We start from the raw sequence: 12,294 nt of genomic DNA, 5'->3' as shown, positions 1-12,294 counted from the left end.
ACAACAAAGCCACCCGAAGGTGGCTAAGTCATTGAATTATATGGTCGGGACGGAGTGATTCGAACACTCGACCCCTAGCACCCCATGCTAGTGCGCTACCGGACTGCGCTACGCCCCGACTAGGCGTGAATCTTGTTGCGTAAAACCTGTTCCTTGTTGAAGGGAACGATTAAGAATATACCGCAAGCTTTTGAAAAGTGGAAGTATTTTCTTCAGCTGATTTGCTACTTTTTGAGCACCACCAGGACGTCTTCCAGTTCCGAGATCATCTGACGAATCAGTTGCTTGTACTGGGTGGTGTCGTCCTTGGCCTCGTCACTGGACAGGCGCAACCGCGCGCCGCCAATGGTGAAGCCCTGGTCGTACAGCAAGGCGCGGATCTGCCGGATCATCAGCACGTCCTGGCGCTGATAATACCGGCGATTTCCGCGGCGCTTGACCGGGTTGAGCTGGGGAAATTCCTGCTCCCAGTACCGAAGTACGTGGGGTTTGACAGCGCAAAGTTCACTGACTTCACCAATGGTGAAGTAGCGTTTGCCAGGAATCGGCGGAAGCTCGTCGTTATGACTTGGTTCCAGCATATGCCTCAACTCGGGCCTTCAACTTCTGCCCTGGACGAAAGGTGACCACACGGCGAGCCGTGATCGGGATTTCTTCACCCGTTTTCGGGTTACGGCCTGGACGCTGGCGTTTGTCGCGCAGGTCGAAGTTGCCGAAACCGGACAGCTTGACCTGCTCGTTGTCTTCCAGAGCGTGCCTGATTTCCTCGAAAAACAGCTCGACCAATTCCTTGGCCTCGCGTTTGTTCAGGCCCAGCTCTTCGTAAAGACGCTCGGCCATCTCAGCTTTCGTCAGAGCCCCCATGCGCTACTTCCTTAACGTGGCGTTCAACCTTTGTTCGAGCGAGGTGAGGATAGCTTGGGTCGTGGCATTCACCTCATCATCATTAAGAGTGCGCGATGGATGCTGCCAGGTCAAGCCAACTGCAAGGCTTTTTCTATTGGGATCAATGCCTTTACCTTGGTAGACGTCAAAAAGGCTGAGGTCTGTGAGCCACTCGCCTGCATTTTCACGGATTACCTGGAGTACAGCGCTCGACGCCACGTCACGATCCGCCACCAAGGCCAGGTCACGACGCACTTCCGGGAACCTGGACAGCTCCTGGAATTTCGGCAGGCGGCCTTCGGCGACTTCCGCCAGGACCAGTTCGAACACGAACACGGCGCGGTCCAGGCCCAAGGCCTTGGCCAGTTCAGGATGCAGGGCACCCAGGTAACCGACTTCGCGACCATCGCGAACGATTTTCGCCGTCTGGCCAGGGTGCAGCGCCGGGTGTTTGCCAGCCTCGAAGCTGAACTGCTCCAGGGCACCGGCGAAGCCGAGCACGGCTTCCACGTCGGCCTTGGCATCGAAGAAGTCGACGGTTTCACGGCCTTGCGCCCAACCTTCCGGCAGGCGCGAACCGCAGACGACACCCGCCAGCATTGGCTCTTGCTTCAGGCCGTCCAGTTGGCCGACGAAGCGCAAGCCGCTTTCGAACAGGCGCACGCGGGTCTGCTGGCGGTTGAGGTTGTGTTGCAGCGCCTTGACCAGGCCCGGCCACAACGAGGTGCGCATGGCAGCCATGTCGTTGGAGATCGGGTTGGCCAACAGCAGCGGCTCGACGCCTGGGTTGAACAGCTCGAACCATTTCGGGTCGATGAAGCTGTAGGTGATCGCTTCCTGGTAGCCGCGGGCAACCAGCAGGCGACGCAGCTCCGGCAGTTCGCCACGGGCTTCGGCCTTGGCCTGAGGGGCCAAGCGGGCTTGCGGGTAGCGGACCGGCAGGTGGTTGTAGCCGTACAGGCGCGCCAGCTCTTCGATCAGGTCGACTTCCAGACTGATATCGAAGCGGTGGCTCGGTACTTCAACGCGCCATTGGCCTTGGCCTTCGGCGGTAATGCCGAGGCCCAAGGCGGCGATCAGGCTTTCGATCTGCTCGGCCGGCATGTCCATGCCCAGCATCTGGCTGACACGGTCGGCGCGCAGGGTGATCGGCGCGACGTTCGGCAGGTGTTCCTGGCTGACGGTCTCGATGATCGGGCCAGGTTCACCGCCGGTGATTTCCAGCAGCAGGCCGGTGGCGCGCTCCATGGCTTCGCGGGCCAGGTTGAAGTCCACGCCACGCTCATAGCGGTGCGAAGCATCGGTGTGCAGGCCGTAGGAACGGGCCTTGCCAGCAACGGCGATCTGGTCGAAGAACGCGCTTTCCAGAAAGATGTCGCGGGTCTTGGCGGTGACGCCACTGTGCTCGCCGCCCATGACGCCGGCAATGGCCAGAGCACGGGTGTGGTCGGCGATGACCAGGGTGTCGCTGCGCAGGGACACTTCCTGGCCGTCGAGCAGTACGAGCTTCTCGCCCTCCTCGGCCATGCGCACGCGAATGCCGCCGTTGATTTCAGCCAGGTCGAAGGCGTGCAGCGGCTGGCCCAGTTCGATCATCACGTAGTTGGTGATGTCGACGGCGGCATCGATGCTGCGCACGTCGCTGCGACGCAGACGCTCCACCATCCACAGCGGTGTCGGCCGGGACAGGTCGACGTTGCGAATGACACGGCCCAGGTAACGCGGGCAAGCGGCCGGCGCCAGCACGTCGACCGGACGGACTTCGTCGTTCACTGCGGCCACGGCAGGCACTACAGGGCGAGTGACGGGGGCCGCGTACAGCGCGCCCACTTCACGGGCCAGGCCAGCCAGGGACAGGCAGTCGCCGCGGTTCGGGGTCAGGTCGACCTCGATGCTGGCGTCGTCCAGGCTCAGGTACACGCGCAAGTCTTCGCCCACCGGCGCGTCAGCCGGCAGTTCCATCAAGCCGTCGTTACCTTCGCCGATCTGCAGCTCGGACTGGGAGCACAGCATGCCGTTGGACTCCACGCCCCGCAGCTTGGCTTTCTTGATCTTGAAATCGCCGGGCAACTGGGCGCCCAGGGTAGCGAACGGGATCTTCAGGCCGGGGCGCACGTTCGGCGCGCCACACACCACCTGGAAGGTCTCGCTGCCATTGCTGACCTGGCAGACACGCAGTTTGTCGGCATCGGGGTGTTGCTCGGTGCTCAGCACTTCGCCAACGATCACGCCGGTGAAGGCGCCGGCCGCGGCGGTGACGCTGTCCACTTCAAGCCCTGCCATCGACAGGCGGGCCACCAGCTCATCACGTTCGACCTGCGGGCTTACCCAGCCACGCAGCCAATTTTCACTGAATTTCATCCTGCTCTCCTAATAATTCGTTTAGCGAAATTGCGCGAGGAAGCGCAAGTCGTTGTCGAAGAACAGGCGCAAGTCATTGACGCCGTAACGCAGCATCGCCAGGCGCTCGGCGCCCATGCCGAAGGCAAAGCCCTGGAACTCTTCAGGGTCGATACCGGACATGCGCAACACGTTGGGGTGGACCATGCCGCAGCCCATGACTTCCAGCCAGCCGGTCTGCTTGCACACGCGGCAGCCTTTGCCACTGCACATCACGCACTGGATGTCGACTTCAGCCGAAGGCTCGGTGAAGGGGAAGTAGGACGGACGGAAACGCACCGCCAGCTCTTTCTCGAAGAACACCCGCAGGAATTCCTCGATGGTGCCTTTCAGGTCCGCGAAGTTGATGTCGCGGTCGATCAGCAGCCCCTCGACCTGATGGAACATCGGCGAGTGGGTGATATCCGAGTCGCTGCGGTATACCCGGCCGGGGCAGACGATGCGAATCGGTGGTTGCGAAGATTCCATGCTACGGACCTGCACCGGCGAGGTGTGGGTGCGCAACAGCATGTTCGCATTGAAATAGAAGGTGTCGTGCATCGACCGGGCCGGGTGGTGGCCTGGGATGTTGAGCGCCTCGAAGTTGTGGTAGTCGTCTTCGACCTCAGGGCCTTCGGCGATGCCGTAGCCGATGTGGGTGAAGAACTGCTCGATCCGCTCCAGGGTGCGAGTGATCGGGTGCAGGCCGCCCGATTCCTGACCACGACCCGGCAGGGTCACGTCGATCTGTTCGGCAGCGAGCTTGGCACTCAGTTCGGCCTCTTCGAAAGCCGCCTTGCGTGCATTGAGGACTTCTGTGACACGCTCCTTGGCTTCGTTGATCAGCGCGCCGACTTTGGGGCGCTCATCGGCCGGCAGGTTGCCCAGGGTCTTCATCACCTGAGTCAGCTCGCCCTTCTTGCCAAGGAAGTGAACCCGGATCTGCTCCAGGGCATTGATGTCTTCAGCGTGTTGCACGGCCTCCAGAGCTTGAGAGACCAGCGCATCCAGGTTTTCCATGTACAGACTCCAGATACGAAACAGGGGAAGAGCTTGAAGGCTCTTCCCCTGTTTATGACGTTTAACACCAGAGGCCGTGGAACGGCCCCGGGTGATTGTCGTGGGTACTTAGGCCAGAGTGGCTTTAGCTTTCTCGACAATCGCAGCAAACGCCGCTTTTTCGTTCACTGCCAGATCAGCCAGAACCTTACGGTCGATCTCGATGGACGCTTTCTTCAGGCCAGCGATGAAACGGCTGTAGGACAGACCGTTTACACGAGCACCAGCGTTGATACGGGCGATCCACAGAGCGCGGAACTGACGCTTCTTCTGGCGACGGTCGCGGTAGGCGTATTGGCCTGCCTTGATGACCGCTTGCTTGGCTACACGGAATACGCGCGAACGCGCGCCGTAGTAGCCTTTAGCCAGTTTCAGAATCTTTTTGTGACGCTTACGGGCAATGACGCCACGCTTTACACGAGCCATGAGTAACTTCCTCTATCTTTGACCGAAATTAACGAAGGCGCAGCATGCGCTCGACTTTTGCAACGTCCGACGGATGCAGCAAGCTGCTACCGCGCAGTTGACGCTTACGCTTGGTCGACATTTTGGTCAGGATGTGGCTCTTGAAAGCGTGCTTGTGCTTGATGCCGTTAGCGGTTTTCAGGAACCGCTTAGCTGCACCACTCTTGGTTTTCATCTTTGGCATGTTCGGATACTCCGCATTCAGTTGATAAACATAACCGCAAGGCCTGCCGTGCCCTGGTGGTTACTTCTTTTTCTTGGGGGCGATGACCATGATCAGCTGGCGTCCTTCCATCTTAGGATGCTGTTCGACGGAACCGTACTCCAGCAGGTCTTGTTCGACCCGCTTGAGCAGCTCCATACCCAGCTCCTGATGCGCCATCTCACGGCCGCGAAATCTCAAGGAAATCTTGGCCCTGTCCCCATCACTAAGGAAACGTACCAGGTTGCGTAGTTTTACCTGGTAATCCCCTTCCTCCGTCCCTGGACGAAACTTGATTTCTTTTACCTGGATCTGCTTCTGGTTCTTCTTCGCCGCAGCAATCTGCTTCTTCTTCTCGAAGATCGATTTGCCGTAGTCCATGACTCGGCAAACCGGAGGGACTGCGTCGGCAGAAATTTCTACCAGATCCAGCTTCGCTTCTTCAGCGATACGAAGCGCTTCATCAATCGAGACGATGCCAACCTGCTCGCCGTCAGCGCCAATTAACCGAACCTCGCGCGCCGAGATATTCTCGTTGATCGGGGCTTTCGGTGCAGCTCGTTTATCTTGTCTCATTTCACGCTTAATAATTATTACTCCGAATCTTGGCGACCACGCCGGGAAACCGCTTGTGCGAGGAACTCGGTGAACTGGGCGACGGGCATGGAGCCCAGGTCTGCACCTTCACGGGTACGCACAGCGACAGTTTGCGTCTCGACTTCCTTGTCCCCGATGACCAGGAGATAAGGAACCTTGAGCAAGGTATGCTCGCGGATTTTAAAGCCGATCTTTTCATTTCTCAAGTCGGACTTGGCACGAAACCCGCTTTCCGTCAGATTTTTTTCCACCTGATGAACAAAATCAGCTTGTTTATCAGTGATATTCATGATCACCGCCTGGGTGGGTGCCAACCAGGCCGGGAACGCACCTTCATAGTGCTCGATCAGGATGCCGACGAAACGCTCGAACGAACCCAGGATGGCACGGTGCAGCATCACGGGATGCTTGCGGCTGTTGTCCTCGGAGACGTACTCGGCGCCCAGGCGGATTGGCAGGTTGAAGTCCAGTTGCAGCGTACCGCACTGCCAGACGCGACCCAGGCAATCCTTCAGGGAAAACTCGATTTTCGGACCGTAGAAAGCACCCTCGCCCGGCTGCAGATCATACGGCAGGCCCGCGGCGTCCAGCGCGGCGGCCAAAGCGGACTCGGCACGATCCCACAATTCGTCGCTGCCTACACGCTTTTCAGGACGAGTGGACAGTTTCAGCTGAATATCCTTGAAGCCGAAGTCCGAATACACGTCCATGGTCAGCTTGATGAACGCAGCGGACTCGGATTGCATCTGCTCTTCGGTGCAGAAGATATGGGCGTCGTCCTGGACGAAACCACGCACGCGCATGATGCCGTGCAGCGCGCCCGAGGGCTCGTTGCGGTGGCACGCGCCGAACTCGGCCAGGCGCATCGGCAGCTCGCGGTAGCTCTTCAGGCCCTGGTTGAACACCTGCACATGGCATGGGCAGTTCATCGGCTTGATGGCGTAGTCGCGGTTTTCCGACTCGGTGGTGAACATGTTTTCGGCGTAGTTGGCCCAGTGGCCAGACTTTTCCCACAGGCTGCGGTCAACGACCTGAGGCGTCTTGATCTCCAGGTAACCGTTGTCGCGCTGCACCTTGCGCATGTACTGCTCGAGTACCTGGTACAAGGTCCAGCCGTTCGGGTGCCAGAACACCATGCCCGGTGCTTCTTCCTGGAGGTGAAACAGGTTCAGGCGCTTGCCGATCTTGCGGTGGTCGCGCTTTTCCGCTTCCTCGATGCGCTGGATGTAGGCGGCCAGCTGCTTTTTGTCAGCCCAGGCGGTGCCGTACACGCGCTGCAGTTGCTCGTTCTTGGCATCGCCACGCCAGTAGGCGCCCGACAGCTTGGTCAGCTTGAACGACTTGAGGAAACGGGTGTTCGGCACGTGCGGGCCGCGGCACATGTCGACGTATTCTTCGTGGTAGTACAGGCCCATGCTCTGGGTATCAGGCATGTCCTCCACCAGGCGCAGCTTGTAGTCCTCGCCACGGGCGCTGAACACCTCGATGACTTCGGCGCGCGGCGTGACTTTCTTGATCACGTCGTATTCGGTCTCGATCAGCTGCTGCATGCGCTGTTCGATGGCGGCCATGTCGTCCGGGGTGAAAGGACGCTCGTAGGCGATGTCGTAATAGAAGCCTTCATCGATGACCGGCCCGATGACCATCTTCGCGGTGGGGTACAACTGCTTGACCGCGTGGCCGACCAGGTGGGCGCAAGAGTGACGGATGATTTCCAGCCCCTCTTCGTCCTTGGGGGTGATGATCTGCAGGGTGGCGTCGTTTTCGATCATGTCGCTGGCGTCGACCAGGTTGCCGTCGACCTTGCCGGCCACGGTGGCCTTGGCCAGACCAGCGCCGATGGATGCGGCGACTTCGGCGACCGATACCGCGTGGTCGAAGGAACGTTGACTGCCGTCGGGAAGAGTAATGATGGGCATGGCGCCTCCTCTCCTAGTGGTGACCCCTACCAAAGGTCACGTGGGTTGGGATGAGCCAGTACAAGATTCGGCGGTATGCCTGCCTCACAGTGGCAGGAGCCGCTAGGCCAACCAGGACCGAACCAGAGTGACTGGAATAGTAATGAAAAGGTACCTCGCCACCGCGGTTGCCAAAGGAGCAACCACACCTGTCGAGGGCGCCCACAATAGCATAGATAATGACCGATGAGTGGTCGGTTGCGCAGAGCTTGCAGGAACTTGCCAGCCGACCTTCACTCTGATGAAAAGCAAGCTACATGTCGAATCAGCCTGAAAAAGGAGCATTACGGTATGCGTCTTCAATCGCTTTTCCTGTCCCTGGCCGCCTGCGCCGCGATCACCTTGCCCCCACTGGCCAGCGCGGGTGAGTGGCCAGCGGGTGCGCAAACCCAGTTCCTGTCTCAATGCGAGAAATCGGCCGGCGAACACGCCACTGCCGACAAGGCCAAAGCCGCCTGCGAGTGCAGCGACAAGGCCATCACCGCCAAGCTGAGCACCGCCGAGCTCAAGCAGGTGGCCGACTCCAGCAACGGGGTGCCGGCTGCTTTGCAGAAGAAAATGATGGACGCGGCCGCCAGCTGCCGGACCAAAAACTGACCCGTTTTCGTGCCCTGCGTGCGCCCGGCACCCCCTCGCGACCTGAAAACAGGTCGTGACGGGTGAAAATCTGTGTTTTTTTTCGGCTTTTTTTTGCCCCTGCTTTTTCCGCCAAACCCAATAAAATCAAGGGTCTGACGGCTTCCGGGGGGCGAGAGCGAAAAAATAGCTGAGACAAATGCGCATCTAAAGAGCTATTCAGTCGAACAATTAGACTATGATACCTCCGTGTGCCCAGTTGGCCTGAGCAGCACAGCACTACTTAATATGTTTCTTGGAGATACACCATGTCTAATCGCCAAACCGGCACCGTAAAGTGGTTCAACGATGAGAAAGGCTTCGGCTTCATCACTCCTCAAGGTGGCGGTGACGACCTGTTCGTACACTTCAAAGCTATCGAATCCGACGGTTTCAAAAGCCTGAAAGAAGGCCAGACCGTTTCGTTCGTGGCTGAGAAAGGCCAAAAGGGCATGCAAGCTGCTCAAGTTCGCGGCGAGTAATCTCCCGAGCTAAAAAAAACCCGTCTTCATGACGGGTTTTTTTGTGCCTGGCGTTTGAGCGAATGGGGCATCAGCCGCAGTTGACGCGGGTGACGTTGCCAGTGCCATCGGCATTTAGGTTCAGCCGGTCAGAACGGTACTCCAGGGTCATGACATCGTTGGGCTTGAGGATTCGAGCCACCTGCGAGCCCGAACGGCTACGCGCCTGCTCAAGCAATTGCGGCGTGGCAGGCTTGCCTACGGCAAATTGCGCACCTTCGGCGTGGCAACGCCCATCCGACACCGCCGCTGGCGCACTGGCCGCGGCCGACTCCGTGTTACCCGAACCACCGCCATTCGACGCACAACCCGCCAGGGCCAGTGCCGCCAGCAGGGTCACCCATGATGCACGCATGCAGGACATGAAGCCTCCTTGTGAGAAATAAGATCTGCCCCTGTGCGACAACTCGATGACCGCCAGGTTGCATGAAACGACAAGTCTGCCCCACCCCGGCCATGGCGGCGCGGCGCAATCGTGTCCAAATGTTAATAAACGTCGATGTAATCCAGCGGCGGATTGGGCCAGTTCTGCTTCAGGGCATTGAATATCTGGCACACCCATACGTCATCGCACGCGGCGACCGGCCCTACGCAGCCAGAACCCTTGGCCCAGGTCTCCAGACGAAAGCTCAGCCCCTCGATGCCCGTGCCGCCAACCGTCGTGGACAGCCAGGCAAGCCCGGCCTTGCTGACCCGCAACTGGTTGTGCACGTCGTTGTCGCCAGCGGCGATCAGCCGCCGCACAGCGTCGAGGGTAAAGTCATTCGGGTCATTCAGATCAATGCGCACAGGGTGGTTCCAGCCAGGCAAATAAGCGCCAGTTTGGCACGATCATGGCTTTATGCCTAAGTAGGAGTGCCAAAAACCGCGGCAGATGGTTTACTGACTGCACTCATGCCACTTCTTCTGCTCAGGTAGCTTCTGCACCATGGCCAACGTAACCGTAGACGCCGACATCAAAGCCAAGTGGCCCCAGGGCCAGTGTTCCTATAGCCCGGGCAACCCTGAAGAACTGGCGATCATTGCCATTGACCTGCTGGTCAAGGAGCTGGGCACCCCGGGCGCGCTGTCGTTTATCGAGCAGGTGTTCGGAAAGTATGCCGGGGAGCACAGCCATTACACCGCACCGCCCAGGCCCGCGGAGGCAGAGCCATCCTCCCTGCCGGGTTGATACCGGTGACCTGCGTCGAACGCGCCACGCAGGGTCTGGCGCACCCCATGCGCCGCCGCTACTGCAAGGTGTGCAAGGTCAGAAAGTCACGCCTGCTACCAGAATGATATTGCTGTAGGGCTGACATTCGCCAGTTCGCACCACCGCTCGCGCCTGGCGGGTCAATTGCTTGAAGTCCTCGTGCGCGATGGCCTCGCGCGCACCCAAAGCCCTCTCTTTGTTCAAACGCTCCAGGCCCGCCAACGCCGGCGGCGCCTTGGCGAAGATCTCCTCGGCCAGCACATGGCGCTCCACCTGCATTTCACTGAGCACCACACTCAGGGTGCCGATGAAATCCGGAACCCCGGGGGTCAGTGCCAGGTCGATCAATTCCACCCCGGGCGGCACAGGCAGCCCTGCGTCACCAATCACGACCAGGTCGCCGTGCCCCAAGGATGCGATCAGCCGTGAGAGGGCAATGTTGAGCAACGGTGTCTTCTTCATGACGGTTTGAACCCCCTGACCTCAGCAAGCGATGGAATCGACGGCTGTGCGCCGGCACGGGTTACCGATAGCGCAGCCGCTACCTGGCCGACCGCGATAGCCTCGCGCTCCCCTTTCCCACGGGCCAGCGCGGCGGCGAACGCGCCGACGAACGTATCGCCCGCCGCCGTGGTGTCCACTGCCCGGACCTTCGGCGCCGCGAAGTGCTGAAGACCACTGCCATCGGCGAACAGCAAGCCCAGCGCACCCAGGGTAATGATGACCTTGCCTGCGCCAGCGGCCCGCAATTGAGCCGCTGCCTGCTCGGCGCTGGCCACCGAGTCGACGCGCACCCCGGTCAGGGCAAAGGCTTCGCTTTCGTTGGGGATCAGGTAGTCAACCGCCGGGTACCACTGCATGGGCAGCGGCGCACTGACGGGCGCCGGGTTGAGGATCACGGTCTTGCCCAGTGCGCGGCCACGCTCGAGGGCGAACCCCACGGTTTCCATGGGCACTTCGAGCTGACAGACCAGAACGTCGGCCTGGCGCAGCAATGCGTCGGCGGCTTCCACCCGCTGAGGCGTGACTTCGCCGTTCCCCCCGGCGACGATCACGATGTTGTTCTGGCTGGCATCGTCCACCACGATCAGCGCCACCCCGCTGCTGACCCCAGCCACCGTGGCCACGGCCTGGCAGTCGATGCCCTCGGCCAGCAGCGCGCCGCGCAATTGCTCACCATAGGCGTCATCGCCCACGCAGCCGATCATCGCTGTCGGTGCGCCCTGCCGTGCAGCGGCCACCGCCTGATTGGCGCCCTTGCCACCCGGCACTGTGGCGAACGACGTCCCCACCACGGTCTCGCCGGGCTGCGGCAAGCGCGCCGCGCGGGCCACCAGGTCCATGTTCAAACTGCCTACAACCACGACTTTCGCTTGCATGTGCCTGCACCCTGATTCAGCGGTATTCATTGAAAAGGTCTGTGCGCGGCGCTGTGGACTCGCGCAACACGATACTGGGAGCGACGATCTGCTGAGCCACGCCCTCGCCCACACTGCCCGCAATGCGCGCCAGCAGCCGTTCGGCCGCCTGCTCCCCGAGTTGACGGATAGACTGACCGACCGTGGTCAACGCCGGGTACACATAGCGGCACAATTGGATGTCGTCGAAACCGATCACCGACAACTCTCCCGGCACGCGAATCCCGCGCTCGGCAGCGGCCCGTAACACCCCCATGCCAATCATGTCGTTGGCGGCGAATATTGCCGTGGGCCGCTCGGGGCCATCGAGCAAGGGGCCGACCGCCTGGTAGCCGCCGGGGCCAGTGAAGTCGGTCTCGACCAGGCGGCCGGGGCCCGGCTCCACATCGAATTCGGCCAATGCCCGCTGGTACCCGGCCTGGCGCATCTGCGCGACACTGGTGTCGGCCGGACCGTTGATGCAGGCGATGTCGCGATGCCCCAGCTCCAGCAGGTGACGGGTCGCCAGGTAACCGCCCAACTCATGGTCGATGCGCACCAGGTCAGCCTCCACCCCATCAAGGCTGCGGTCGACGATCACCATGGGCGTGCGCACGGCCGCCAGGCTACTGAGCAAGTCGCCATCCTTGCCCACCGAGGCCACGATCAGGCCATCGACGCGCTTCTCCAGCAACACGCGCAGGTAGCTGCGCTGTTTTTGCGGGTCGTCATCAGAGTTGCACAGAATCACGCAGTAACCATTGCGCTCGCAGCAGTCTTCGATGCCTCGGGCAAGCTCCGCGAAATACGGGTTGGTGCTATTGGGTACCAGCAGGCCAATGGTGGCCGTGCTGCGCGCTTTCAGCGAGCGCGCCACGGCACTGGGCACGTAATCGAGCGTGGCGATGGCCGCTTCGACCTTGAGGCGCACCGGCTCGCTCACGGGCCGCGTCTTGTTCAACACATGGGACACCGTGGTGTAGGAAATGCCTGCCAACGCGGCAACATCTTTGATCGTCGCCAT

General features: G+C 60.5%; 16 protein-coding genes and 1 tRNA gene. 3 read left to right on the top strand and 14 right to left on the bottom strand.

Features of this window, described 5'->3' with window-relative positions; translation table 11 throughout:
• Positions 1-41: 41 nt before the first annotated feature.
• The 9 genes from QBK88_RS23115 to thrS form a co-directional block, all read right to left on the bottom strand.
• Positions 42-118, bottom strand: a tRNA-Pro gene (locus QBK88_RS23115).
• Positions 119-224: 106 nt separating this feature from the next.
• Positions 225-581, bottom strand: a complete 357-nt coding sequence (locus QBK88_RS23110; RefSeq protein ID WP_158155781.1) for a MerR family transcriptional regulator — start codon at positions 579-581, stop codon at positions 225-227.
• The gene (ihfA, locus tag QBK88_RS23105) at positions 562-864 is read right to left on the bottom strand and encodes an integration host factor subunit alpha (RefSeq protein WP_002553164.1); all 303 of its coding nucleotides are present in this window, start codon (positions 862-864) and stop codon (positions 562-564) included. Before ihfA ends, QBK88_RS23110 begins: the two co-directional genes overlap by 20 nt.
• A 3-nt stretch (positions 865-867) precedes the next feature.
• A complete protein-coding gene (gene pheT, locus QBK88_RS23100; protein WP_277963845.1) occupies positions 868-3,246 on the bottom strand; it encodes a phenylalanine--tRNA ligase subunit beta in 2,379 nt (792 codons plus the stop codon).
• Positions 3,247-3,267: 21 nt separating this feature from the next.
• The gene (gene pheS / locus QBK88_RS23095; protein WP_176571569.1) at positions 3,268-4,284 is read right to left on the bottom strand and encodes a phenylalanine--tRNA ligase subunit alpha; all 1,017 of its coding nucleotides are present in this window, start codon (positions 4,282-4,284) and stop codon (positions 3,268-3,270) included.
• A 108-nt stretch (positions 4,285-4,392) separates the two neighbouring features.
• Positions 4,393-4,749, bottom strand: coding sequence for a 50S ribosomal protein L20 (gene rplT, locus QBK88_RS23090; protein WP_002553161.1), 357 nt, complete (start codon positions 4,747-4,749; stop codon positions 4,393-4,395).
• A gap of 28 nt (positions 4,750-4,777) precedes the next feature.
• Positions 4,778-4,972: a 50S ribosomal protein L35 gene (gene rpmI, locus QBK88_RS23085; RefSeq protein ID WP_002553160.1), complete on the bottom strand. Its 195-nt coding sequence runs from the start codon at positions 4,970-4,972 to the stop codon at positions 4,778-4,780.
• 60 nt (positions 4,973-5,032) lie between these two features.
• Positions 5,033-5,584 (bottom strand): translation initiation factor IF-3, encoded by a 552-nt coding sequence (gene infC / locus QBK88_RS23080; RefSeq protein ID WP_176572446.1) that lies wholly within the window; start codon positions 5,582-5,584, stop codon positions 5,033-5,035.
• Positions 5,584-7,506, bottom strand: coding sequence for a threonine--tRNA ligase (thrS, locus tag QBK88_RS23075; protein WP_277963844.1), 1,923 nt, complete (start codon positions 7,504-7,506; stop codon positions 5,584-5,586). Before thrS ends, infC begins: the two co-directional genes overlap by 1 nt.
• A gap of 330 nt (positions 7,507-7,836) precedes the next feature.
• On the opposite strand from thrS, the gene QBK88_RS23070 reads away from it, so the two are divergent.
• Together QBK88_RS23070 and QBK88_RS23065 are read left to right on the top strand one after the other, a co-directional pair.
• Positions 7,837-8,142 carry a hypothetical protein gene (locus tag QBK88_RS23070; RefSeq protein WP_277963843.1) on the top strand — a complete coding sequence of 102 codons (306 nt, stop codon included), beginning with the start codon at positions 7,837-7,839 and terminating at the stop codon, positions 8,140-8,142.
• 287 nt (positions 8,143-8,429) lie between these two features.
• Positions 8,430-8,642 carry a cold-shock protein gene (locus QBK88_RS23065; protein ID WP_003234260.1) on the top strand — a complete coding sequence of 71 codons (213 nt, stop codon included), beginning with the start codon at positions 8,430-8,432 and terminating at the stop codon, positions 8,640-8,642.
• 70 nt (positions 8,643-8,712) lie between these two features.
• On the opposite strand, the gene QBK88_RS23060 is transcribed toward QBK88_RS23065, so the two are convergent.
• Positions 8,713-9,045: an I78 family peptidase inhibitor gene (locus QBK88_RS23060; RefSeq protein WP_277963842.1), complete on the bottom strand. Its 333-nt coding sequence runs from the start codon at positions 9,043-9,045 to the stop codon at positions 8,713-8,715.
• A gap of 122 nt (positions 9,046-9,167) precedes the next feature.
• Positions 9,168-9,470 (bottom strand): hypothetical protein, encoded by a 303-nt coding sequence (locus QBK88_RS23055; RefSeq protein WP_268150044.1) that lies wholly within the window; start codon positions 9,468-9,470, stop codon positions 9,168-9,170.
• Between the two features lie 139 nt (positions 9,471-9,609).
• Between QBK88_RS23055 and QBK88_RS23050 the strand changes: the two genes are divergently transcribed.
• Positions 9,610-9,852 carry a hypothetical protein gene (locus QBK88_RS23050; RefSeq protein WP_277963841.1) on the top strand — a complete coding sequence of 81 codons (243 nt, stop codon included), beginning with the start codon at positions 9,610-9,612 and terminating at the stop codon, positions 9,850-9,852.
• 78 nt (positions 9,853-9,930) lie between these two features.
• On the opposite strand, the gene rbsD is transcribed toward QBK88_RS23050, so the two are convergent.
• Genes rbsD through QBK88_RS23035 form a run of 3 tightly spaced genes read right to left on the bottom strand, consistent with a single transcriptional unit; the run spans position 9,931 to position 12,294 of the window.
• The gene (rbsD, locus tag QBK88_RS23045; protein ID WP_277963840.1) at positions 9,931-10,335 is read right to left on the bottom strand and encodes a D-ribose pyranase; all 405 of its coding nucleotides are present in this window, start codon (positions 10,333-10,335) and stop codon (positions 9,931-9,933) included.
• Complete coding sequence (rbsK, locus tag QBK88_RS23040; RefSeq protein ID WP_277963839.1) at positions 10,332-11,252, bottom strand: ribokinase; 921 nt, start codon at positions 11,250-11,252, stop codon at positions 10,332-10,334. Before rbsK ends, rbsD begins: the two co-directional genes overlap by 4 nt.
• Positions 11,253-11,268: 16 nt before the next feature.
• A complete protein-coding gene (locus QBK88_RS23035) occupies positions 11,269-12,294 on the bottom strand; it encodes a LacI family DNA-binding transcriptional regulator (protein WP_277963838.1) in 1,026 nt (341 codons plus the stop codon).

Source organism: Pseudomonas sp. RIT-To-2, from assembly GCF_029623465.1.
Lineage (GTDB): Bacteria > Pseudomonadota > Gammaproteobacteria > Pseudomonadales > Pseudomonadaceae > Aquipseudomonas > Aquipseudomonas silvicola.
The sequence above is the reverse complement of the archived record's forward strand: the minus strand, read 5'-3'. Positions and strand labels throughout refer to the sequence as shown.

Coding starts and splice junctions, on each gene's coding strand:
- QBK88_RS23035 (WP_277963838.1), bottom strand. CDS start 12,294: ATGGCGACGATCAAAGATGTTGCCGCGTTGGCAGGCATTTCCTACACC.
- pheS (WP_176571569.1), bottom strand. CDS start 4,284: ATGGAAAACCTGGATGCGCTGGTCTCTCAAGCTCTGGAGGCCGTGCAA.
- rplT (WP_002553161.1), bottom strand. CDS start 4,749: ATGGCTCGTGTAAAGCGTGGCGTCATTGCCCGTAAGCGTCACAAAAAG.
- QBK88_RS23110 (WP_158155781.1), bottom strand. CDS start 581: ATGCTGGAACCAAGTCATAACGACGAGCTTCCGCCGATTCCTGGCAAA.
- rbsK (WP_277963839.1), bottom strand. CDS start 11,252: ATGCAAGCGAAAGTCGTGGTTGTAGGCAGTTTGAACATGGACCTGGTG.
- rpmI (WP_002553160.1), bottom strand. CDS start 4,972: ATGCCAAAGATGAAAACCAAGAGTGGTGCAGCTAAGCGGTTCCTGAAA.
- thrS (WP_277963844.1), bottom strand. CDS start 7,506: ATGCCCATCATTACTCTTCCCGACGGCAGTCAACGTTCCTTCGACCAC.
- QBK88_RS23065 (WP_003234260.1), top strand. CDS start 8,430: ATGTCTAATCGCCAAACCGGCACCGTAAAGTGGTTCAACGATGAGAAA.
- ihfA (WP_002553164.1), bottom strand. CDS start 864: ATGGGGGCTCTGACGAAAGCTGAGATGGCCGAGCGTCTTTACGAAGAG.
- rbsD (WP_277963840.1), bottom strand. CDS start 10,335: ATGAAGAAGACACCGTTGCTCAACATTGCCCTCTCACGGCTGATCGCA.
- QBK88_RS23070 (WP_277963843.1), top strand. CDS start 7,837: ATGCGTCTTCAATCGCTTTTCCTGTCCCTGGCCGCCTGCGCCGCGATC.
- QBK88_RS23060 (WP_277963842.1), bottom strand. CDS start 9,045: ATGTCCTGCATGCGTGCATCATGGGTGACCCTGCTGGCGGCACTGGCC.
- QBK88_RS23050 (WP_277963841.1), top strand. CDS start 9,610: ATGGCCAACGTAACCGTAGACGCCGACATCAAAGCCAAGTGGCCCCAG.
- pheT (WP_277963845.1), bottom strand. CDS start 3,246: ATGAAATTCAGTGAAAATTGGCTGCGTGGCTGGGTAAGCCCGCAGGTC.